Source organism: Mucilaginibacter calamicampi (genome assembly GCF_042676765.1).
GTDB lineage: Bacteria > Bacteroidota > Bacteroidia > Sphingobacteriales > Sphingobacteriaceae > Mucilaginibacter > Mucilaginibacter calamicampi.
The window spans coordinates 1-22657 of sequence record NZ_JBHTHU010000010.1; the positions used below are offsets into that span (position 1 = coordinate 1).

Genomic DNA, 22657 nt, shown 5'->3' on the forward strand with positions numbered 1-22657 from the left:
CCTATCGATATGGTAACCCTAAACAACCAAAAATAAACCGCTATTCTGTCATCGAATTACTAAACCCTTACAGCAATGACAAAAAAACCTTTCGGATAAAAAAAATGCAGATGCTAATCAAAACATCTGCACATTTTCTCATCTGCATATTTGCACATTAAACCTATTTTTTCAATCCTATTTCCCTCAACCGCTCATCCAGGTATTCACCAGCTGTCATATCGCTATAGGCTTTAGGGTTTTCGGCATCAATGGTTGATGGCAGCGAGGTAAGGTCCATATCTGCTTTTGGGTGCAGGAAGAACGGCACCGAAAAGCGCGAAAACTTCATCAGCTCGCGCGGCGGGTTAACTACCCTGTGTGTGGTTGATTTTAGTTTGTTATTAGTTAACCGTTGCAGCATATCGCCCACGTTAACTACAAGGTCCTCGCCGTGTGCCTTTACAGGGTACCACGCGCCGGTGCGGGTTAATACTTCCAAACCGTCGGCACTGGCGCCTATCAGCAGGGTTATCAGGTTAATATCTTCGTGAGCACCTGCACGTACCGCGTCGGCAGGCACCGCGTCAGGGTTTTCTATCGGGAAGTAGTGCAATGTGCGTAAAATGGAATTGCCATTGTGCACTTTATCATCAAAATAATGCTCATCCAATCCTAAATAAACAGATATGGCGCGCAGCAGGTTGATGCCTATGCTTTCCAGTTTTTTGTAGATCTCTAATGTAACCTCGTTAAACTTCGGCAGCTCATTAACAACCAGGTTGTCCGGATAATCGTCTTTACTAACACCGCCATCCGTTACCGTTTGCCCTATCTGCCAAAACTCCTTCATATCCGGTGTTTTAAAGCCTTTGGCCGTCTCCTTATTTTTACCTGTATAACCACGCTGACCAGCCAGTTCAGGAATCTCGTAGCTTGATTTTACCGCGTCAGGCAAAGCAAACAAAGCTTTAACCTGCGTGTAAAGCTCATCAATCAGCTCCTTGCTCAATCCATGATTGGTAACAGTAACAAAGCCTGTATCGTTAAAGGCTTTTCCTATCTCGTCAGAAAATTGCTTGCGTTGGGCGGCGTCGCCATTAAGGTAGTTATTCAGATCCAGCAAAGGGATGTTTACGATTTCCATAGCAGTTAATGTTTTATTAGCAGTAAAATTATCATTTTAAATACAATTACATAGCGTGATTGTGTGATGGGCTTTTCCCTGGCAACGGATTTTAAAAAAGCGTTGGATTGTGCGATTCCCTCCCTTGGGAGGGTGCAGGGAGGGGTTAAACCGCGGATCAACCCCTTCCCGCCAACACACAATCAACCGCACCCTTCCCAAGGGAAGGAGTTCTAAATGCTTCGGACATCCATCACTAAGTAAAAAGCCCTATTTTCATTACCCTTATTTAACACTTTTTCCCTTCTAATTACCTATTTTTGCAACCTCTAAAAATTGAGGTAGCTATTTTGATGTACAAGGAATACAAGCAGTTAAATTTATCGCAGACCGGAAAAGACGTACTCAGCTTTTGGCAAAAGAATAACATCTTCCAAAAAAGTATTGACAGTCGCCCTGCCGGCAACCCATACACTTTTTACGAAGGTCCGCCATCGGCAAATGGCATGCCCGGCATTCACCACGTAATGGCGCGTGCTATTAAAGATATTTTCTGCCGGTACAAAACCTTAAAAGGCTACCGCGTTGAGCGTAAAGGCGGCTGGGATACCCATGGCTTGCCTATTGAGCTGGCGGTTGAAAAATCGTTAGGTATTACTAAAGAAGATATAGGCAAAAAGATAAGTGTACAGGAGTATAATGATGCCTGCCGCAAAGAGGTAATGCGTTATACCGATGTATGGAACGACCTTACCGAAAAAATGGGCTATTGGGTTGATCTTGCAGACCCTTACATCACCTACAAAAACGACTACATAGAAAGCCTTTGGTGGATACTAAAGCAATTATATAATAAGGACCTTTTATATAAAGGATACACCATTCAGCCCTATTCGCCAAAATCGGGTACCGGATTAAGCTCGCACGAGCTGAACCAGCCTGGTACTTACAAAATGGTGAAGGATACAACCATTACCGCGCAGTTTAAAGTGAAGCGGGATGGCGATTCAGAATTTTTGTTTGAGGGTGTTGATACCGATGTATTCATTTTAGCCTGGACCACCACCCCATGGACTTTGCCGTCAAACAGCGCTTTGGCCGTTGGTGAAAAAATAACTTACGCTAAAATAGCCACCTTTAACCCGTATACTTTTGAGCCGATAACGGTTGTTTTGGCGCAAGACCTGGTAGGTAAACATTTTAAAGCTGATGCGGAGAATGCTTCATTCGAGGATTACAAATCGGGCGATAAGCTGATTCCATGGGCAGTAAGGTCAACTCATAAAGGAGCAGAGCTTGTTGGCATCCATTATGAGCAATTGCTGCCTTATGTAACCAATGCCGATCTGGAGCAAAATGGTTTCCGCGTTATAGCAGGCGATTTTGTTACCACGGCTGATGGTACCGGTATAGTACACATTGCCCCAACCTTTGGCGCGGACGACTTTAGAGTTGCCCGCGAAGCAGGTGTGCCTGCCGTTATGGTAAAAGATGAATTGGGCAAAGATGTTCCGCTGGTTAACAAGCAAGGTAAGTTTGTTGACGAGGTGAGCGATTTCCCGGGCTTTTATGTAAAAGAAGAATACTACACTGCCGAAGAGCGCGCTGCCGAAGGTTTTAAACCTACGGATGTGCTGATCTCGATCAAACTAAAAACCGAGAACAAAGCCTTCGACGTAAAGAAATACGAACACAGCTACCCACACTCGTGGCGTACGGATGAGCCTATATTATACTACCCGCTGGATAGCTGGTTTATCCGCACTACTGTTTTAAAAGACAAAATGGTGGAGCTGAACAAAACCATCAACTGGAAACCGGAATCAACCGGTACGGGTCGCTTTGGCAACTGGCTGGAGAATCTGGTGGATTGGAATTTGTCGCGCTCCAGGTATTGGGGTACCCCATTGCCTATCTGGCGCGAAGAGGATGGCAAAGAAGAAAAATGCATTGGTTCTGTTGAAGATCTTAAGGCCGAAATAGCAAAATCAGTTGCCGCCGGTTTTATGCCTGCTGATTTTGATCTGAGCGACCTGCACCGTCCTTATGTTGATGACATTATATTAGTATCTGCAAACGGCAGCAAAATGTTCCGCGAGCCCGATCTGATAGACGTTTGGTTTGACAGCGGCGCCATGCCTTACGCGCAATGGCATTTCCCGTTTGAAAATAAGGATAAATTTAAAAATGCCTACCCGGCCGATTTTATTGCCGAAGGTGTTGACCAAACCCGTGGTTGGTTCTTTACCTTGCACGCCATAGCGGTTATGCTAAGCGAGGCCAGTGATGAAGTAAAAGCTATTAATGCCGAGATAGGCAATAAGGGCATCGCCTTTAAAAACGTAATCTCAAACGGCCTGGTGCTGGACAAGAACGGCAACAAAATGTCTAAACGTTTGGGTAACGCTGCCGATCCGTTTGATACCATTGAACAATATGGTGCCGATGCCGCCCGCTGGTACATGATCAGCAATGCATCGCCGTGGGATAACCTTAAGTTTAATACCGACGGTATTGACGAGGTGCGCCGCAAGTTTTTTGGCACCTTATATAATACGTATAACTTTTTCGCGCTGTATGCCAATATTGACGGCTTCAATTACAGCGAGGCCGAAGTTGATTTAGCGCAACGCCCGGAGATAGACCAATGGATCATCTCCTTATTAAATACTTTAACTAAAGAGGTTGACGGTTACTACGCCGACTTTGAACCGACCAAAGCCACCCGCGCCATACAGGATTTTGTTGACGCCCACCTGAGCAACTGGTACGTAAGGCTAAGTCGCCGCCGTTTCTGGAAATCAGAAGACTCTGCTGATAAGCTTTCGGCTTACCAAACGCTTTATACCTGTTTAATTACTATTAGCAAGCTAATGTCGCCGGTTGCTCCGTTTTTTGCAGAGCGGTTGTACAGCGATTTGAACACGGTAACTGGCAAAGAAGAATTTGAGTCAGTTCACCTGGCTTTCTTCCCGCAGTATAAAGCCGGGTTGGTTAACGCCGGTTTAGAAGAGCGTATGCAAATGGCGCAGGATATATCTTCGCTGGTATTATCACTACGCAAAAAGGTGAGCATTAACGTTCGTCAGCCGCTGAGCAAGATCTTGCTGCCGATATTGGATAAGAACTTTAAGCAGCAGGTGGAACAGGTAAAGGAGTTGATCCTGTCTGAAACGAATATTAAGGATATAGAATATATAACCGATACGGCCGGCATCATCACCAAAAAAATAAAACCCAACTTTAAAGCATTAGGCGCCAAAGTAGGTAAGGATATGAAGACGGTAGCAGCAGCTATAAATGAGTTGAGCCAAGCAGACATCGCTTTACTTGAAAGCAATGGAAGCCTTACACTTACAACCCACAACTCACAACTCGCCACTGACTACTCGTTACTCGCCACTGACGTAGAAATCATAGCCGAAGACGTTCCGGGCTGGCAAGTTGCAAGTTTAGGAAAACTAACTGTGGCCTTAGATGTTACCCTAACCAACGATTTGAAGGAGGAAGGTATATCGCGCGAATTTGTTAACCGCGTACAAAATTTACGTAAAGCCAAAGGGTTTGAAGTTACCGACAGGATAAACGTGCAGGTAAACGGCCCGCAAGATATTTGGGCTTCTGTGCAAAATAATTTAACCTATATTTGCGCCGAAATTTTAGCCGATACTATACTATCTGAGAATCAACTATCTGAGGGGGAAAAGACCGAGATAGACGGAAATGAAATAATTATCGCCATAAATAAAATCTAAATGAAACCAGAAAACGAAAAAACAAGATATAGCGACGCAGAACTGAAAGAGTTTAAAGACTTGCTGTTAGACAAATTATCAAGCGCCAAAGAAGAATTGAATGCGCTGGCAACTTCATTAAGCTCGCCAAATGCTAATGGTACTGATGATACCGCAGGCACTTATAAAACATTAGAGGATGGATCAGCCACGTTAGAGAAAGAGCAGATCAATCAACTGGCTGCCCGTCAGAAAAAATTTATTGACCAGTTAGAGGCCGCTTTGGTACGTATTGAAAATAAAACCTACGGCATTTGCCGCGAAACAGGCAAATTAATACCTAAAGAGCGTTTACGTGCAGTGCCGCACACCACTTTAACCATGGAAGCTAAATTAAAGCAATAAATGAAGGCTGCTTATACTAAACCCTTTATTGCCGCTACTTTAATTATAATTGCCGACCAGCTTATTAAGGTATGGGTAAAAGGCAACATGTACCAGGGCGAAGAGATAAAGTTTTTGGGAGAGCGGGGCATGCTTCACTTTACCGAGAACAATGGGATGGCCTTTGGCATGGAGCTGGGCTTTGAATGGGGTAAGCTTGCCCTTACACTGTTCCGCATAATTGCTGTTTGCGGTATTGGGTATGGTATGGTGTATTTGATAAAGCATAAATATCACCGCGGATTGATAATGAACGTAGCCCTGATTTTTGCCGGCGCTATGGGTAATATAATCGACTCTACTTTTTACGGCATTATTTATAAATATGCTCCGCTTTTTCACGGCAGGGTGGTTGATATGTTCTACTTCCCGCTGATATCCGGAAATTTTCCGAAATGGGTACCACTATGGGGCGGCGAAGAGTTTATTTTCTTCCGGCCGGTGTTTAATTTGGCCGATGCCTCTATCTCTGTAGGCGTTATTTTGATCCTTATTTTCCAAAAACACTATTTTAAGCAAGAAATACCAGAGGAGGAAGCTCCAAACAGCGAAATGGCAGAAGATTAGCCATAATATTATATCATAAACAGAAAAAGCCTCGAAATTCGAGGCTTTTTCTGTTTATATGAATTTTTTTAAGCCATATCGCCAATTATGTCTAATATAATCAACCAACGATTTTAACATTTTAGTGTTTTCTTATTTTCTATTAATAAATTAAGATAATTGAACTTAAATATTATCGATTTTAGCTTTTTTAACAATTATTTCAGAAAATATTTCATTTTTATTATACATTTAATAAAAAAATACTAATTTTAGACATGCAAATGAGAGTATACAAACAATTTTATATGATTTTTGTGTTAATGCGCGCATGTTTATGGACAGTGAGCGACTCATTTGCAAGTGAAGGCAATACAGGTGCGCAGGCAGATCATATAACAAGGGACGAAGACGCCGATGGAGACATAATTTCATTGGCAGACCGCAGGTTATTATATCTACCTAACCACAATGCCACACACCAGGAAGATTTTTCAGGAACACAGACAAGCCATGTTACCGCCTTGCCGGTGTTCCATCGGGACAAAGTTTATAACAGGAAAAATTTAAGCGGTGAGCGTGCCCGTTTTTTAAGGCTGCTGCTTTACCCCAACCATGCTTTTGGATGAAATTAAAACCCCTTAAAACTACTATTGAATAACACCGGGCGTAGCCCCAAAACTGAACTTATTGTATAACACCCTAACAACAAATTTAAAAATGAAAAAAATCGTACCTTTTGGCATTCTTGTAATTGTGGTTATCCTGGCACTAATGTACCCGGGTAACAGTGCAGCAACACCAGCCCCAACCACCTATGTAGGAGCAGATATAGCATGGCTATTGATCTCTACAGCGCTTGTATTATTAATGACCCCCGGTTTGGCATTCTTTTACGGCGGTATGGTTAGAAAGAAAAACGTTATCTCTACCATGCTACAAAGCTTTGTGTGTATGGGCCTTATTACCATTATCTGGGTAGTATTCGGCTTCAGCATGGCTTTTGGCGAGGACGTAGGTGGTTTAGGACTTATTGGTAATCCTAAATCATTCTTTATGATGCAAAACACGCTTGGCGTAGCATGGGGCACTATTCCGGTAGTTTTATTCGCTATGTTCCAGTTAAAATTCGCGGTTATTACACCTGCGTTAATCACCGGTGCATTTGCAGAGCGTATCCGCTTTAACTCTTACCTTATTTTCATCACCCTATTCATCGTTATTATTTACATCCCGCTTGCTCACGCAACATGGCACCCAGAAGGCATTTTCTTCAAATATGGTGTGTTAGACTTTGCAGGTGGTACCGTAGTACACATGTCTGCAGGCTGGGCAGCTTTGGCATCAGCGCTGTATCTTAAAAAACGTAACGAAGTTTCTGAATCGCATGTGCCTGCACGTATCAGCTACGTAATATTAGGCACAGGTTTACTTTGGTTCGGTTGGTTCGGTTTCAACGCGGGTTCTGCTTTAGGTGCAGGCGAATTAGCTGCTACCGCCTTAGCTACCACAACTACTGCATCTGCTGCCGCTGCCATGTCATGGATATTCTTTGATATGCTGCGTGGTAAAAAACCATCAGCTGTTGGCGCTTGTATTGGCGCTGTTGTAGGCTTGGTTGCTGTTACACCTGCTGCAGGTTTCATTACTGTATCAAGCTCATTAGTTGTAGGCATAGTTGCTGCTGTAGTTAGTAACCTGGTAGTTATCTGGAGAAGCAAAACTAACATTGATGATACCCTTGACGTATTCCCTTGCCATGGTGTAGGTGGTATGGTTGGTATGTTGATGACCGGTATATTTGCTACCAAAAGCGTTAACGGTTTAGGTGCAGAAGGTTTGGCATACGGCGAAACTGAATTATTTGTTAAACACGTTGTTGCCTTAGTTTCTGTTTCAGCCTTCGCGTTTGTTGGTTCATTTATTCTATTGAAAGTAACTGACCTGATAAGCCCGCTGCGTGTAACTGCAGAAGAAGAGTTAGCCGGTTTGGATGCCAGCCAGCACGACGAAGAGTTGTAATTCAACCTAACATTTAAACATAAAGCAAAAGCGCCGCTATATAGGGGCGCTTTTGTTTTAAAAGGATATCTGGTATTGCTATACCACGTAAAACTATTCTGCCGACACCAGCTTTAGAACCGTTGGTGCCGCAATACTAATGGCATTGTTCTGCGCCACTAAAGCTCCGTTGCCTTTATCTATTTTATAGATCTGAACCAGGTTGCCTTTTTGGGCAGCCAATATTAAAAACCTACCTCCCGGTTCTATAACAAAATTGCGGGGCTCAGTTGGAGTTGGATAACGTTGAAGATAAGTTAACTTACCACTCACTGGGTCAACAGCATAGGCCAAAAGCTCATTTGCTGTGCCCCGGTTGCTGGCATAAAGAAATCTCCCATCGGGTGTTAAATGAATATCTGCCCCTGCATTACCGGTAAATTCCGGAGCAGACATGTTTAAACTATCTACAAGGTTTAATTTGCCTTTGCTATAGCTATAAGCGTTTATAGTGCCCCCTAACTCATTAACCAGATATAAAAATTTTCCGTTGGGCGAAAACTCCATATGGCGCGGACCCGAACCTGGCTTTACTTTTTCAACAACTTCATCTTCTGGCGATATCGCAGGCACTTTATTGGCTTTATATTTGGCGATGGTTATCTTATCGGCCCCTAGATCAGCATAAAGCGCATATTTCTCATCGGGCGAAAAAGTTAGCGAATGGATATGCGGGCCGGTTTGGCGCTGAGGGTGCGCGCCCTTACCTTCACCTTTAATAGTTTGGCTGGCCGGCCCCAAAGAGCCGTCTTTATTTACCGGCAAAACCGACATTGTACCCCCATAATTTGATGCCACAACATTCTTCGCATCCTTATCTATTGTAACATGCACCGGATTTGCGCCTGCCGTAAGTTGCTTGTTTATAAACTTAAGACTCCCTGAAACATAGTCGAAGCTAAAAGCACTTACAGACCCTTCCCTGGTTTCGCTGCTTGCGTATACAAATTTACCATCAGGCGAAACGGTTAAATAGGTAGGATTCTGGGCCTCTATCTCGCCCAGGTACGCCGTTCGCCCCGTTTCGGCATAAAAGCGATAAACGGTTATACCTTTGCCCCCCTGGGCGTTGGTATAACCACCAATAATAAGGTTGTAAACTTTGGGTGCCGGTTTTTCTTTCTTTTGCCCAATGGCAAGCACAGGCAATAAAATTGCCAGCGCAAGGAATAATTTATTCATGGTAAAGGATTTAAAGTTGGTTATTGCAAATTACACAAAACCCTTCATCACAAAAAGCTGATTATTTAATTAGCCTTTAATAGATAATTTACTCTGCCGATACCAGCTTTAAAACTGTGGGGGTTGGAATGCTGATCATACTATTTATGGGTATTAAAATGCCCGTTAACTTGTCTATTTTATAGATCTGCACTGAGTCTGATAGCTGGGATGCCAGCATTAAAAAATTACCGCTGGGGTCGATAACAAAGTTACGCGGCTCTTTGCCTGTTGGGTAACGTATAACGTTAGTTAATTTACCTGTTGCCTGATCTACTGAGTAAACCACCAGCTCATTTGCCGTACCGCGGTTAGTTGCGTACAAAAACCTACCATCGGGCGTTAAATGTACATCAGCAGCGCTACTGCTACCGGTAAAGCCCGGCGATGCCAAACCCACGCTGTCAATAAATTTTATTTTACCTTTCTCATAGCTATAGCAGTTAACCGTAGCTCCCATTTCATTTATAAGGTATAAAAACCTTCCATCAGGCGAAAAATCAAAAATTCGTGGCCCGCTGCCCGGTTTAACCTTTTCAACGGCCACATCTTCGGGCGTTAATGCAGGCACTTTACCTGCTTTATATTTAGCAATGGATATTTTATCGGTGCCGAGATCGGCGTAAAGCACATGTTTTTCATCAGGCGAAAAAATTGCCGAATGGATATGTGGGCCCGCCTGGCGTTGCGGGTTTATACTGGTGCCTTCGCCAATAATGGTTTGCGTAGCCGGTGCCAGCGACCCATCTTTATTTATGGGCAAAACAGATAATGTGCCGTTGCCATAATTAGATACAATAACGTTTTTTGCTTCCTTGTCTATTGTAATATGTGCAGGATTACGACCAACTGACGGTTGCTTGTTGATGAACTTAAGTAACCCGGTATTATAGTCGAAAGAGAAAGCGCTAACACTACCATCCGGTATAGCGTTAACTGAATAAACAAATTTACGGTCAGGCGAAACACAAATAAAAGTTGGGCTTGCCGTCTTTACCTCGCTTAAAAAGGATGTGCGCCCAGTTTCAGCATAAAAACGATAAACGGATATACCTACATTCCCGTCGGGATTGGTATAACCACCTATCAAAAGGTCGTAAACTTTGGGTGTAGCCAATTTGTCTTTTTTTTGTGCCATAACAACTGCCGGTAGCAATAGTATAGACAGGGAGATGAATAATTTGTTCATAGTGAACCCAAATTAAGTTTGTATTGCAAATTACATAAAAACGCAAAACATAGATAACAAAAAACCCCGGCCATTGCCGGCCGGGGTTGTATACTAATAATTGAATTACTTTATCAGATGCTTTAACTGAATGATCTCTTTTTCATCCAGAAAACGCCAGCGGCCACGCGGCAGGTCTTTTTTGGTTAAATTGGCATATACCACCCTATCCAGTTTTACCACCTCGTAACCCAGGCTTTCAAAAATACGGCGCACAATACGGTTTTTACCACTGTGTATCTGTATCCCTATCTCGCGTTTTGAGCCACCTGCAACGTAGGATACAGAATCAGGCTTAATAACACCGTCTTCCAGTTCAACGCCAAAACCAATTTTATTCAGATCGCCCTGGCTAACACTTTTGCTTAGCTCAACATGATACAACTTGCTTATGTTGCTTCGCGGATGCGATAGCTTATCGGCAAGGTCGCCATCATTGGTCATTAACAATAAACCGGTAGTGTTGCGGTCCAGTCGCCCTATAGGATAGATGCGCTCGCGGCTGGCTTTTTCAACCAAGTGCATAACTGTGCGGCGTTCCTGCGGATCATCTGTTGTAGTTATATAATCTTTAGGTTTATTTAAAAGCACGTAAACCATCTTTTCGCGTTTCAGCATTTCGCCGTTATAGCGAATCTCGTCTTTAAACGGATCAACTTTAAAGCCCAGTTCAGATATCACTTCACCGTTAACAGATACAACGCCTGCTTCTATCAGCTCATCAGCTTTACGCCTTGAGCAGATGCCCGCGTTGGCAATGTAACGGTTAAGCCTTATCAGGCCACTTTCTTTAGGCTCGGAAGCTTTTTTGCTGCGCATGGTTCTAACCGGCGCATCAAAATCTTCGCCCTCAGGCCTTGGTTTGCGGAACGGCTTATCACCATCGCGCTTAAACCCTCCCGGTTTTGAACCATTATCAAACTTTTTACCACCGCGCGATTCAAAACCTGCCCTTTTGGGTTTGTCAGTGCTTCCGCCTGCGCGTTCCGGTTTTTTCTCGTATGATGTTTCAAAACGTTTTGGAGCGCGCTCATCGCTAAAATTTCTTTTAGGTCTGTCTTCAGAACCACCGGTTGAGCGGCTGCCGTAAGGTTTCCTGTCAGATTCTGCACCTCTTCCTTCACTCCTGTCGCCGCTAAAGTTTCTTTTAGGCCTGTCTTCTGAGCTACCGGTTGAGCGGCTGCCGTAAGGTTTCCTGTCAGAATTAAAGCTTTTGCCTTCGCCGCCAAAGTTTCTTTTAGGGCGATCATCGTTGCTATCCGCAGAGCGGCCCGAGTATGGTTTTTTGCGGGGTTCAAAACTTTTACCTTCACTTCTATCTCTTTTAGGCGCGTCACCATCGCCGGTTGGCCTGCCAGAGTAAGGTTTACGCGGCCCGTAGCTTTTCTTTTCGCCCGGCGAAGAGAAAGAACTGCGCTCAGCAGCGGGGCCGCTTGAATATCTTTTCTTAGAATCGTTGTTGCTTGATTTGTCCGTGCTTTTTGAGAAGCTACCACGGTTTGACGAAGATGGTCTTTTTGAATTGTCATCACCCTTAGTGTTGCGGTTTGATGACTTGCCGTTTCTGTCGTCGCGGCTGTTTGTTGGTCGTTTAAATACCATATGTTTTTTGATTGCGCTTTCGCAGCGTGAAGCGGCAAAGATAGCCTTTTTTGGCCCGAAAAGGCCGCGTTTTTCAATTTTTTTTCCCGGTTCAAAAACAGCGTTTAAACTACTTTAAACACCGTTTTTTAGCTTATTTTAAATTTCTCAAAACACTAAGCACAGGTTAAGTGTTTGACAATGTGCTTAATATACGATACCTTTGCAACAGCATTTACCAAATAGTTCATTAAAAAACGAAGAAAAAATGATGAAAAAACACTTAGTTACGTGCTCCGTAATAGTGGTGCTGCTAATCATTTTAAAGCTTAACACTGCAAGCTCAGTAATAACAAAACCCGCGCCAAAAATAGTAACGCCGGTAACGTACGTGGTACCCAATTTGGTTACTAACACCAACACTACTGAAGCTACAAATGATTACAGCTTTGCTAACGAAGCATTGCCTGTTAACGCATCTGTTTACAGAAAACTACAGACCTCACTTAAAAAACACAATTACAAAAACATACAGTCTAATATACTGCATGCTAAGGCTTTAAAATTGTTTCCTATTATTGAGCCTATTTTAAAAGCTTACGGCATACCAGAGGATTTTAAATATCTTCCGCTGGTAGAGTCGGGCCTGCATGAGGGCACATCGCCAAAAGGAGCCGCGGGGCTATGGCAATTTATGCCTGGTACAGCACGTAATTACGGCTTAAAGGTTAACCATAAGGTTGATGAGCGCAAGAACATTGAGAAATCAACCATTGCAGCTTGCAGGTATATTAATGATCTGTATGATGAGTTTAACAGCTGGACATTGGCAGCAGCCGCTTACAATAACGGTTCTGTTAAACTGGAAAGAGCAATAAACAGCCAAAGCGAGGACAATTACTTTATGATGAAGCTGAACCGCGAGACGGGCAACTACGTTTACAGTATCCTGGCCATGAAAGAAATTATTGTTAAACCAAGAAAATATGGCTATTCGGAATATTACACATATGTGAAGTTCCAGCCTAAAAATTTTATCGCGTATAATTAACCCGATTTACGGAGCACAAAAAGCCCGGCTGCCAATGGCAAGCCGGGCTTTTTATTGTATCAGGTTTGGTTACTTAAGCTTTACAAAGTAAATACGGTTACGATCAACACTGCCCGTAGCCGGTAATGTTTTAGCTGTAAAAGTATTTGATCCGTTATCTACTACGCCAAAGTCATCATCATTTGATATGGCTAATATGTTGCCGGGCAGCAGGGTAATACCTTCGGCTTTATCATGCGGGTAAACGCCTGGCAGATCTTTTAACAAGTCTAAAGCTAAAACTTTGGTAACCGGTGTTATGCCTGCGCCTGTTAAACCAGTCAGGTCATTCAGTTCTTCTACCGTTTTACCACCATATAGCTTTCCTGATGCCGCGTTGGTAGCGTCAGAAATATCGGTAGCGCCTGAGATATCAATTTTAAATATCTTTTTAAACGTAGCCGGATTGGTTGCCGCGCCACCAAATAAACCATCGCGCTCAATGGTTAAAAAGGTAGTGGCATTTATCGCTAATATCTCGCTGCAGCCTGTAAGCGTGGTATTATCCATTAAGTAAGCGTATTGCTTGGTTGTCCCGGTGGCAATATCAAAAGTAAGTATGCGCAGCACCAACGAGTTGGCAACTGCATTTTTGTTAGGATTGTACATAGGCGATTGCATTAAGCCTACCAGTGTTTTACCGTCAGGGGTAATAGTAAGGCCTTCCATACCGCGGTTGGCTCTTCTGCGTGCAAACACCAAAGGTATTTTACGGCCGCCTGTACCGCTGCCAAATGGGTTAATGCGCTCAATGGTTTTACCTGCCGCGTCAAAATGTACAATGTGCGGGCCGTATTCATCACTCACCCAAAAAGAACCGTCGCTGGCACGGACCAAACCTTCAGAGTCAATACCATCTTCGCTGGTTGTTAATACGTTTCCGTTTAGATCGTAAGGTATTTCGCCGGTGTTGCCCACGCCAACCGGGTTAGGCAGACCATTTAAATTAACGCCTGCCGCATTTTTTAAGTTGATAACCTGCTCTAATACCAGCTTACCATCTTTTAACCTGAATTTACCAATAGCAGGGGTAAAATCAGGCTTACCTAACAAAATGGAACCGGCAACAGTGGTACCGGCAACATTGGGGCCGCGGTCTGTCATCAGGTAAAAAGCGGTAGGATCATTCGGATCAGCCGCGATTGCCGAGCCGTAACCACCGTTATAGACTTTAACACCCGCAGCGGTTGTCATCAGCAAGGTTGGGTCGCTGGCCTCGGCCATAGCCGGGTAAGTAACTGTATCAGACTGTTCATTTTTATTCTTTTTGCATGCTGCAAGAGAAATAACGGCAATTGCCAATACGCCAAGTAAAGGTTTTCTCATTCTTTATTTATTTTAATTATCGGCGCAAATAAACGGTTGGCATATAACCGCATTGTTAACAGAAAAACAAATTGTATTCCGTTTGTTAAAAGTAAAGGGCAGGCCGGCAAGGCATCTATTTTTGATTATATTTGCTTAAAATTTTAGCATTTCTACCGGCAACGGTTTTACATATAATATGGACGAAAAACACATTGACCTGGGCGAGCAGAGTGAGGTAGAAGTATACGGGGCGCGGGTACATAATTTAAAAAATATAGACGTTTCTTTTCCGCGCAATAAGCTGGTTGTTATTACCGGCCTTAGCGGCAGCGGCAAGTCATCCCTGGCATTTGATACTATTTATGCCGAGGGCCAGCGCCGGTACATGGAAACATTTTCGGCTTACTCGCGCCAGTTTATGGGCGGCATGGAGCGGCCGGATGTGGATAAGGTTTCGGGCCTGAGCCCGGTTATTGCCATTGAGCAGAAAACCACCAGTAAAAACCCGCGTTCAACCGTTGGCACCATTACAGAGATCTATGATTTTATGCGATTGCTTTACGCCCGCACCGGAGTGGCTTACTCCTACATAAGCGGCGAGAAGATGGAGCGCATGAGCGAGGACCAGATCTTTAAAACCATTTTAGAACGCTTTGACGGGCAACCGGTAAATGTTATGGCACCTGTAGTAAAGGCCCGCAAAGGCCATTACCGCGAGTTGTTTGAGCAGATACGCAAGCAGGGTTACCTTAAGGTTTATATTGATGGGGCAATTGCCGATGTTGAACCGAAAATGCAGCTGGACCGCTATAAGATACACGACATTGATATTGTTGTAGACCGCCTGATGGTAAATGGGAACGACAGCAAGCGCCTTTATGATTCTATCCAATCAGCGTTGAAAACTGCCAAGGGTATTATCCGCATAGCGGATAAGGACAATAACGTTTACTACTTCAGCAAGTATTTGATGGACCCGGTATCGGGAATCTCTTATGACGAACCGCAGCCCAATACTTTCTCGTTCAACTCGCCTTATGGTGCCTGCGATAAATGTAATGGCCTTGGCTATATTTTTGAGGTGGATGAGGCTTCTGTTATTCCTAACCCCAAGCTGAGTATTACTAATGGCGGCCTTGCGCCCTTGGGCGAATACCGCGAAACATGGATCTTCCAGGTGTTGAAAGCACTGGCTAAGAAATATGAATTCTCGCTATCAGTTCCCATTGAAAAACTGGAGAGGGAAAAACTGGACCTTATTTTAAATGGCACCCAGGAGTTGTTGACCGTAGCCGTTGAGTACAACAAGTGGAACGTACAAAGCTACCAGATAACATTTGAAGGCATAATAAGGATGCTGGAAGAGCAGCAGGAGCGCCGCAATGATGAAGGCATGGACGATATGGAAAACTATCGTGTACTAAAAACCTGCCCTACCTGTGAGGGTGCGCGTTTGAAAAAAGAGTCGCTGCATTTTAAGGTGGATCATAAGAACATTTTTGAACTATCAAGCATGGATATTGTTACCCTGCGCGATTGGTTCAATGGTTTGGAAGACAGGTTGGATGACCGTCAGAACGTTATTGCCAAAGAGATATTGAAAGAGATCCGCGCACGAATAGGCTTTTTGCTGGATGTTGGCTTGAGTTACTTAACGCTTGACCGTACTGCCAAAACCCTGTCTGGCGGCGAGGCGCAGCGCATAAGGCTGGCTACGCAAATAGGTTCGCAGCTAATGAATGTAATGTACATTTTAGATGAGCCGAGTATTGGACTGCACCAGCGCGATAACGAGCGACTGATAAACGCCCTTAAAAACCTGCGCGACCTGGGTAATACCGTTTTAGTTGTTGAGCATGATAAGGATATGATACTGGAAGCAGACCATGTTATTGACATGGGCCCGGCGGCAGGTGTGCATGGCGGCGAAATAGTTGCGCAAGGCACTCCTGCACAACTAATGGCCGAGCACACGCTTACTACATCATACATTAATGGCGAGCGCGAAATAGCCACACCAGAAAAACGGCGTGAGGGCAATGGTAAAACTCTTTCGCTTAAAAAAGCAACCGGGCATAACTTAAAAAAGGTGAGTGTTGAAATACCTTTGGGTAAGCTGATAGGCATCACGGGCGTATCGGGCAGTGGCAAATCAAGTTTGATTACAGAAACTTTGTATCCCATCCTCAATCATCACTTCTTCAGAGCTAAAAAGCACCCACTGCCTTTCGGCACCATTGAGGGATTGGAGCATATTGATAAGGTAATTGAGATAGATCAAACTCCTATTGGCCGCACACCGCGCTCTAATCCGGCTACTTATACGGGTGTTTTCTCTGATATCCGTAATTTGTTTGTGGCGCTGCCGGAGTCGCGGATACGGGGCTATAAACCGGGGCGTTTTTCCTTCAACGTAAAAGGCGGGCGCTGCGAAACCTGCCAGGGCGCGGGGATGAAGGTTATTGAGATGAACTTTTTGCCCGATGTGCAGGTACCCTGCGAAGAGTGCAACGGCCGGCGCTACAACCGCGAAACATTGGAAGTGCGTTACAAAGGCAAATCAATTAGTGATGTGCTGGACATGAGCATTGAGGATGCCGTTCCGTTTTTTGAACATATTCCGTCTATATACCGCAAAGTAAAAACACTGCTGGATGTTGGTTTGGGTTATATCCGTTTGGGGCAGGCATCAACCACCCTATCAGGCGGCGAAGCGCAACGGGTAAAACTGGCAACTGAACTTTCTAAAAAAGACACCGGCAACACCTTTTATATTTTAGATGAACCAACCACCGGCCTGCATTTTGAAGATATAAATGTGCTGTTAGGTGTATTGCAGCAATTAGTTGATAAGGGAAATACCGTGTTGGTTATTGAGCATAACCTTGATGTTATTAAAGTGGTGGACCATGTTATAGACCTTGGACCGGAAGGAGGATCGGGAGGCGGTACCATATTATTTTCGGGTACTCCCGAGGGCTTGTGTAAGGTAAAAAACAGTTTTACAGGCAAGTTTTTGAAGAAAGAGATGGGGTTATAGCATTTTGTTGTACAAAATTTTGTACAACAAAATACATGCCTTATCTTTACTTTATTTTAAATGAAATACCAATGATTACCACTTATTCAGATTTTCGTCAACAATTAAAGTCATGGTTAGACAAAGTAAGAAATGATCATGCACCATTATTTGTTACCAATGCAAAAGGCGAGGATGTTGTGGTGCTTTCTAAATCTGATTATGAGAGCATGGAAGAAACTTTCTATCTTCTTAAAAACCCGAACAACGCTGCAAGATTACTTAAAGGAATTTCCGATTACAATCAGGGACTGGCGCATGAAAGAAAACTGATTGAAGAATGAAGATCGTTTTCTTAAATGAGGCGTGGGATGATTACTTATATTGGCAAAGCACTGATAAAACGGTTCTGAAAAAAATAAACGCCTTAATTAAAGAAATTGAACGCCAACCTTTTGAAGGAAGCGGTAAAGCTGAACTACTGCGTCATAATCTCTCTGGATGGTGGTCGCGCAGAATTAATCTGGAACACAGATTGGTTTATAAAATAGACAACAATGCGATTGTAATTCTACAATGCAGGTACCATTATTGAAAAGCTATAAGATTCGTTCTTCCCCGGCTTTAAAACAATTTACCCGTTTAAATTGTACCTTCCCCAAACATTTCTAAATTGACCGCTACTACCAAAAGGTTTATCTCTTATGCGTTAAAAGCCACCATACTTGGTTTGGCGTGTTATTTTATCATCCATCAATACACCAACAAAGGCGATAATTTAAAACAGTTTGAGTTGCTGGTTAGCCGGATTCCGCAGGGGCATGTTATTACAATAATGTCGGTGGTTGTATTATTAATGGTAGCTAACTGGAGTTTGGAATCCTTAAAATGGAAGTATCTTACCCGCAATCTGGCGCAAATAACCGTTTGGCAAGCTATAGAGGGGGTATTTTGCGGATTAACCTGGGCGGTAATTACCCCCAATCGTTTTGGCGAGTACGGGGGGCGTGTTATGTACCTGCCACCACGAAAGCGTATTCATGGGGTTTTTGCGATGGCAGTAGGCGCGTTTGGGCAAAATGTTGTTACCAACGTGCTTGGCTTTATTGCAATGGCCTGGTTTTCCTTTACCTTTCTAAACCTGAATACGCTTATGCAAACGGGCGCGTTTGTATTAACCTGCACTTCTATCGCGTTTTTCCTGATCCTTTATTTTAATATTAAGTGGGCGGTATGGATACTGGATCATATACCCTTTCTCAGCAAATTCCATCGCTTTTTCGAGATAATGGGCAGATACCAGTTTGCAGAGCTGCTTACCATTATGTACTTCTGTCTGGGGCGTTTTTTTATCTTCTCCTTTCAATACTATCTGGTTATCCACTTGCTGGTGCCGCAACTGCCCATGTACGAAGTGCTGCTCATGGTATTCATCGTTTTCTTTATACAATCGGCCTTACCTTCACTTGATATTTTTGACATTGCAGTACGCAGCGCGGTTGCTACCAAGGTTTTTAACTACGCAACCGATCAGAGCATGGCTATCATTGCAGCTTTTGCTTCAATCTGGTTAATAAACCTTATTTTTCCGGCCATTATCGGCATCATATTTACCTTAAAAATCAGATTCTTTGATCGCAGCAATTAGTACGGCATTTTTATTACTTACAGGCTTATATCTGCTGGTACTTTTATATCTGATAAATGGATGGGCCGCTTTGAAAACACCCACTATAAATTTATCCGGTTTTACTACACGGGTTACTGTATTAATAGCGGCGCGCAACGAAGAAGAAAGCATCCATTTAACTATTGAGGATATTTTAGCGCAGAACTATCCAAAACATCTTACAGAAATTATAATTGTTGACGACCACTCAACCGACAGCACCGCAAATATTATACGCAGCTATGCCGACCGTGGCGTAAAGCTGCTGCAGCTTAATGAAGACAAACCGCTTAACTCCTATAAAAAGAAAGCCATAAGCGAAGCCATTGCCCTATCAACCGGCGAATTGATGGTAGCTACTGATGCGGATTGCCGTATGGGTGACAAATGGCTGTCTACCATTGTTGGTTATTTTGAGGCAGAGCAACCTGTAATGATCTCGTCGCCGGTAGGTTATTTTGAAGAACGCTCTCTGTTTGAGCGCATGCAGTCGCTTGAGTTTTCTTACCTGATAGGTGTTGGTGCCGCTTTTATAGGCAATGGCCGGGCCTCAACGTGTAATGGCGCCAACCTGGCCTATCGTAAGGATGTTTTTTATGAGGTTGGTGGGTTTAAAGGTATTGATGATCTGGCATCGGGCGATGATGAGTTGTTGTTGCAGAAAGTAGCTCTGCGGTTTCCCGGGCGCATAGGCTTTACTAAACTAAAAAACGCGGTGGTATATACACATGCCAAACATAACTTAGCCGGTTTTTTACAGCAACGCAGGCGCTGGGCATCCAAATCAACCCGGTATAAGGATAAAAAAATAGTGGCATTGGCGGTGGGCATCTGGCTATTTAACATCTCGCTGTTGATAAGCGCCGCGCTCAGTTTTTTTAGTTATGATATTTTCATGCTTTTTTTACTCCAGTTCGCGCTTAAAATTACTTTCGAAGCATGGTTCCTGCTGCCGGTTATGCTTTTTTTTAAACGGCCGGGCATGGTATGGTTAATTATGCTTGTATCGCCTTTGCATGTTATCTATCTGGTTTACATCGGTCTTATCAGTAATAACAGCACCTACCTGTGGAAGGGGAGAATGGTTAAATAGCACTTTAGGGCTGTTTGTTATCCCCTGAAATTTTATAAGACCGATTTGCCAATAGCTGTTTATTAAACGATATTTAGCCAAACAACAAACACTTGGCCGAGTTAACCCCTGCGCAGCGCACCTGGAAAGCATTTAAGCGAAATAAATTCGCGGTGACAGGATTGGCATTTATTGTTATCATATCCGTTATGGCCACGTTGGGTTATTTAATAATGCCTGATGACACCCCGCTTGCCAACAACCAATCCATACAACTAAGCCTTAAAAAACCCGGTAGCGCCTTTACTATGCTTCGCATTAAAAAGCCGGAGTACGTTGACACGGTATCTTTTTTTACCAAAATAGCGCACGGTCAGCCCGCCGTTTTTACAGATGTGCCCATAGTTAGTTACCAATTGGTTAAAGACTCGGTACTTGTACAGCAATACATTGGCGATGAGGACAAGCCCGAAACCCGTGGTTACAATATTTACGAAGTGGTAAACGGTGCAAAGCAGGACAAACCGGGCCACACCTTAACGCCTTCCGCATTTTATGATGAAATAAGATCGCATAATATTATTAAAAAAACATTTTGGCTGGGAACAGATATTTATGGGCGCGATATTTTAAGCCGGCTAATATTAGGTGCGCGCATATCCCTCTCGGTAGGTTTAATGGCCGTTATCATCAGCTTGCTCATCGGCGTTACCATTGGCGCATTAGCCGGTTATTTTGGTGGATGGATAGATGGCGCTTTAAGCTGGCTGATGAATATTTTATGGTCGCTGCCGGCGCTGCTGCTGGTACTTGCCATATCCTTCGCATTGGGCAAGGGGCTATGGCAAATTTACGTAGCGGTAGGTTTATCCATGTGGGTTGAAGTGGCCAGATTGGTACGCGGGCAGGTTATCAGCATAAAACAAACCGAATATATAGAAGCTGCACGGGCGCTTGGCTATGGCAATGCCCGCATTATTACGCGGCACATATTACCCAATATAACAGGCCCAATTTTAGTTATGGCTTCTTCCAATTTTGCGTCGGCCATACTGTTAGAGGCGGGCTTAAGCTTCCTTGGCTTTGGTGCCCAGCCCCCCACGCCTACCTGGGGCGGTATGATACGGGAACATTATGGTTATATTATAATGGATGCCGCCTACCTATCCATCATTCCGGGCCTTGCTATTATGCTGACTGTATATGCCTTTAACATTGTAACAGTAGCGTTACGTGATGCATTCGACATAAAAGCGCAAAACACACGTATATAAGTTTTTTTGTCTATTTTAGTAAGCCCCCAGCAAAAACCAATGCAGGATATAAACCGCCCCTCGGGTGAAGACGAACTGATACAATTGCTGTTAAAAAGGCAATCAGAACTGAACTCGTTACTTGAGGTAACTAACGCAATTAATAAAAACACATCCACAACTGTACTGATACAGATGCTGGAGGTAATTTTGCAAAATCATTTACATGTTGGGCGATTCCGGTTTTTAATAGAAAAAGATAATACCTACGCGTGCGTATCTAAATACGGTGGCGAAATGGAGCCTTCGGGCGCACTCAATAAAGCCTGTACTACTTTAAGCAAGATCAGATCTCCGCACCCTTTGGCTAAAAGTGCCAATCCGGTTTTAAATAAATACGATTATTTTATCCCTATATATCATAAAAGCAAGGCGCTTGCCTACGCGCTGATAGGCGATTTTACAACCTCGGGCGAAATGCTTAATAACGACCTTAACGTTATACAAACCCTTGTAAACGTTGTGGTGGTTGCTTTAGAGAATAAAAAACTTTTTAAAGAAAGATTACAGGCAGAACGCTTACAGCGCGAGATGGAACTGGCCGCCGAAGTTCAAAATATGCTGATCCCGCTAAGGGTTCATAAAGAAACCGCGGTAGAAATAGGTGCCCGGTATTTGCCGCACCAAAATGTTGGCGGCGATTATTTTGACTTTATACGCCTTAATGATGCTGAGTTTTTATGGTGTATTGCTGATGTATCCGGTAAGGGTGTTTCGGCGGCTTTATTAATGGCAAGTTTCCAGGCCACGCTGCATGCATGGACGGCTGTTGAAGATGACCTGACCAATATTGTAGAGCGCGTTAATCAAAAAGTTATAGACAATACAAAAGGCGAACGGTTTATTACTTTGTTTATAGCCAAATACAACCAGCAAACCCGCAAGCTTAATTATGTAAACGCCGGTCATAATCCACCCATACTTTATAGCGGGGGCGAGGCGGTAACACTAAAATTAGGCACCACCATGATAGGCGCTTTTGAACAGCTTCCGTTTTTAAACCAGGGTGAAATTGATGTGGAACCGGGCAGCCTTTTGTTTAACTATACCGATGGCTTACTTGATTTTGAACCTTATGGGGATAAAGAATGGAACGAGGAGCAGTTACTTGATTTTATTCTTGCCAGGGGAGATGAGACCCCCGATAATTTTAACCAGGCACTTTTAGATCATTTAAACTTTAGCATAAAAGGTAAACCCATTGATGATATTACCATGCTTACCCTTCGGATATTTTAGTGTTGTTTAAAATGTGTTAAAAACATT

At 43.6% G+C, this 22657-nt stretch carries 18 protein-coding genes; 13 read left to right on the forward strand and 5 right to left on the reverse strand.

Features of this window, described 5'->3' with window-relative positions:
• Window positions 1–163: 163 nt before the first annotated feature.
• Entirely contained in the window at window positions 164–1126 is a 963-nt protein-coding gene (locus tag ACFQZS_RS12930; protein WP_377100866.1) for an isopenicillin N synthase family dioxygenase, read from the reverse strand.
• A gap of 332 nt (window positions 1127–1458) precedes the next feature.
• Here ACFQZS_RS12930 and ileS point away from each other — a divergent pair, with 332 nt between their 5' ends.
• From ileS to amt, 5 genes are all read left to right on the forward strand, one after another.
• Window positions 1459–4860 (forward strand): isoleucine--tRNA ligase, encoded by a 3402-nt coding sequence (gene ileS / locus ACFQZS_RS12935; protein ID WP_377100994.1) that lies wholly within the window; start codon window positions 1459–1461, stop codon window positions 4858–4860.
• On the forward strand, window positions 4861–5244 hold the full coding sequence (locus ACFQZS_RS12940; RefSeq protein WP_377100868.1) for a TraR/DksA family transcriptional regulator: 384 nt from the start codon (window positions 4861–4863) through the stop codon (window positions 5242–5244).
• Window positions 5245–5850, forward strand: coding sequence for a lipoprotein signal peptidase (locus ACFQZS_RS12945; RefSeq protein ID WP_377100870.1), 606 nt, complete (start codon window positions 5245–5247; stop codon window positions 5848–5850). It begins immediately after the preceding gene.
• A gap of 287 nt (window positions 5851–6137) precedes the next feature.
• A complete protein-coding gene (locus ACFQZS_RS12950; protein WP_377100872.1) occupies window positions 6138–6458 on the forward strand; it encodes a hypothetical protein in 321 nt (106 codons plus the stop codon).
• A 91-nt stretch (window positions 6459–6549) separates the two neighbouring features.
• A complete protein-coding gene (gene amt / locus ACFQZS_RS12955; RefSeq protein WP_377100874.1) occupies window positions 6550–7851 on the forward strand; it encodes an ammonium transporter in 1302 nt (433 codons plus the stop codon).
• 93 nt (window positions 7852–7944) lie between these two features.
• Here the strand turns inward: amt and ACFQZS_RS12960 are convergent, their stop codons facing one another.
• From ACFQZS_RS12960 to ACFQZS_RS12970, 3 genes are all read right to left on the reverse strand, one after another.
• Window positions 7945–9072 (reverse strand): lactonase family protein, encoded by a 1128-nt coding sequence (locus ACFQZS_RS12960; protein ID WP_377100876.1) that lies wholly within the window; start codon window positions 9070–9072, stop codon window positions 7945–7947.
• Between the two features lie 88 nt (window positions 9073–9160).
• On the reverse strand, window positions 9161–10300 hold the full coding sequence (locus ACFQZS_RS12965; RefSeq protein WP_377100878.1) for a lactonase family protein: 1140 nt from the start codon (window positions 10298–10300) through the stop codon (window positions 9161–9163).
• 105 nt (window positions 10301–10405) lie between these two features.
• Complete coding sequence (locus tag ACFQZS_RS12970) at window positions 10406–11941, reverse strand: pseudouridine synthase (protein WP_377100880.1); 1536 nt, start codon at window positions 11939–11941, stop codon at window positions 10406–10408.
• Between the two features lie 247 nt (window positions 11942–12188).
• Here ACFQZS_RS12970 and ACFQZS_RS12975 point away from each other — a divergent pair, with 247 nt between their 5' ends.
• The gene (locus ACFQZS_RS12975; protein WP_377100882.1) at window positions 12189–12971 is read left to right on the forward strand and encodes a lytic transglycosylase domain-containing protein; all 783 of its coding nucleotides are present in this window, start codon (window positions 12189–12191) and stop codon (window positions 12969–12971) included.
• Window positions 12972–13040: 69 nt separating this feature from the next.
• On the opposite strand, the gene ACFQZS_RS12980 is transcribed toward ACFQZS_RS12975, so the two are convergent.
• Entirely contained in the window at window positions 13041–14336 is a 1296-nt protein-coding gene (locus ACFQZS_RS12980; protein ID WP_377100884.1) for an esterase-like activity of phytase family protein, read from the reverse strand.
• Between the two features lie 178 nt (window positions 14337–14514).
• On the opposite strand from ACFQZS_RS12980, the gene uvrA reads away from it, so the two are divergent.
• The 7 genes from uvrA (at window position 14515) to ACFQZS_RS13015 (ending at window position 22630) form a co-directional block, all read left to right on the forward strand.
• Window positions 14515–17358: an excinuclease ABC subunit UvrA gene (gene uvrA / locus ACFQZS_RS12985; RefSeq protein ID WP_377100886.1), complete on the forward strand. Its 2844-nt coding sequence runs from the start codon at window positions 14515–14517 to the stop codon at window positions 17356–17358.
• 35 nt (window positions 17359–17393) lie between these two features.
• The gene (locus ACFQZS_RS12990; protein ID WP_377100888.1) at window positions 17394–17681 is read left to right on the forward strand and encodes a type II toxin-antitoxin system Phd/YefM family antitoxin; all 288 of its coding nucleotides are present in this window, start codon (window positions 17394–17396) and stop codon (window positions 17679–17681) included.
• On the forward strand, window positions 17678–17932 hold the full coding sequence (locus ACFQZS_RS12995; protein WP_377100890.1) for a Txe/YoeB family addiction module toxin: 255 nt from the start codon (window positions 17678–17680) through the stop codon (window positions 17930–17932). The genes ACFQZS_RS12990 and ACFQZS_RS12995 overlap by 4 nt, the downstream gene beginning before the upstream one ends.
• 78 nt (window positions 17933–18010) lie before the next feature.
• Entirely contained in the window at window positions 18011–18985 is a 975-nt protein-coding gene (locus ACFQZS_RS13000; protein ID WP_377100892.1) for a hypothetical protein, read from the forward strand.
• The gene (locus tag ACFQZS_RS13005) at window positions 18969–20099 is read left to right on the forward strand and encodes a glycosyltransferase (RefSeq protein WP_377100894.1); all 1131 of its coding nucleotides are present in this window, start codon (window positions 18969–18971) and stop codon (window positions 20097–20099) included. The genes ACFQZS_RS13000 and ACFQZS_RS13005 overlap by 17 nt, the downstream gene beginning before the upstream one ends.
• A gap of 92 nt (window positions 20100–20191) precedes the next feature.
• Window positions 20192–21352 (forward strand): ABC transporter permease, encoded by a 1161-nt coding sequence (locus ACFQZS_RS13010; RefSeq protein ID WP_377100896.1) that lies wholly within the window; start codon window positions 20192–20194, stop codon window positions 21350–21352.
• 39 nt (window positions 21353–21391) lie between these two features.
• Window positions 21392–22630 (forward strand): PP2C family protein-serine/threonine phosphatase, encoded by a 1239-nt coding sequence (locus tag ACFQZS_RS13015; protein ID WP_377100898.1) that lies wholly within the window; start codon window positions 21392–21394, stop codon window positions 22628–22630.
• Window positions 22631–22657: the final 27 nt, after the last annotated feature.

Excerpts from the sequence above, each read along its gene's own strand:
- ACFQZS_RS12930 (WP_377100866.1), bottom strand. The coding sequence starts at position 1,126 with ATGGAAATCGTAAACATCCCTTTGCTGGATCTGAATAACTACCTTAAT.
- ileS (WP_377100994.1), top strand. The coding sequence starts at position 1,459 with ATGTACAAGGAATACAAGCAGTTAAATTTATCGCAGACCGGAAAAGAC.
- ACFQZS_RS12940 (WP_377100868.1), top strand. The coding sequence starts at position 4,861 with ATGAAACCAGAAAACGAAAAAACAAGATATAGCGACGCAGAACTGAAA.
- ACFQZS_RS12945 (WP_377100870.1), top strand. The coding sequence starts at position 5,245 with ATGAAGGCTGCTTATACTAAACCCTTTATTGCCGCTACTTTAATTATA.
- ACFQZS_RS12950 (WP_377100872.1), top strand. The coding sequence starts at position 6,138 with ATGATTTTTGTGTTAATGCGCGCATGTTTATGGACAGTGAGCGACTCA.
- amt (WP_377100874.1), top strand. The coding sequence starts at position 6,550 with ATGAAAAAAATCGTACCTTTTGGCATTCTTGTAATTGTGGTTATCCTG.
- ACFQZS_RS12960 (WP_377100876.1), bottom strand. The coding sequence starts at position 9,072 with ATGAATAAATTATTCCTTGCGCTGGCAATTTTATTGCCTGTGCTTGCC.
- ACFQZS_RS12965 (WP_377100878.1), bottom strand. The coding sequence starts at position 10,300 with ATGAACAAATTATTCATCTCCCTGTCTATACTATTGCTACCGGCAGTT.
- ACFQZS_RS12970 (WP_377100880.1), bottom strand. The coding sequence starts at position 11,941 with ATGGTATTTAAACGACCAACAAACAGCCGCGACGACAGAAACGGCAAG.
- ACFQZS_RS12975 (WP_377100882.1), top strand. The coding sequence starts at position 12,189 with ATGATGAAAAAACACTTAGTTACGTGCTCCGTAATAGTGGTGCTGCTA.
- ACFQZS_RS12980 (WP_377100884.1), bottom strand. The coding sequence starts at position 14,336 with ATGAGAAAACCTTTACTTGGCGTATTGGCAATTGCCGTTATTTCTCTT.
- uvrA (WP_377100886.1), top strand. The coding sequence starts at position 14,515 with ATGGACGAAAAACACATTGACCTGGGCGAGCAGAGTGAGGTAGAAGTA.
- ACFQZS_RS12990 (WP_377100888.1), top strand. The coding sequence starts at position 17,394 with ATGCCTTATCTTTACTTTATTTTAAATGAAATACCAATGATTACCACT.
- ACFQZS_RS12995 (WP_377100890.1), top strand. The coding sequence starts at position 17,678 with ATGAAGATCGTTTTCTTAAATGAGGCGTGGGATGATTACTTATATTGG.
- ACFQZS_RS13015 (WP_377100898.1), top strand. The coding sequence starts at position 21,392 with ATGCAGGATATAAACCGCCCCTCGGGTGAAGACGAACTGATACAATTG.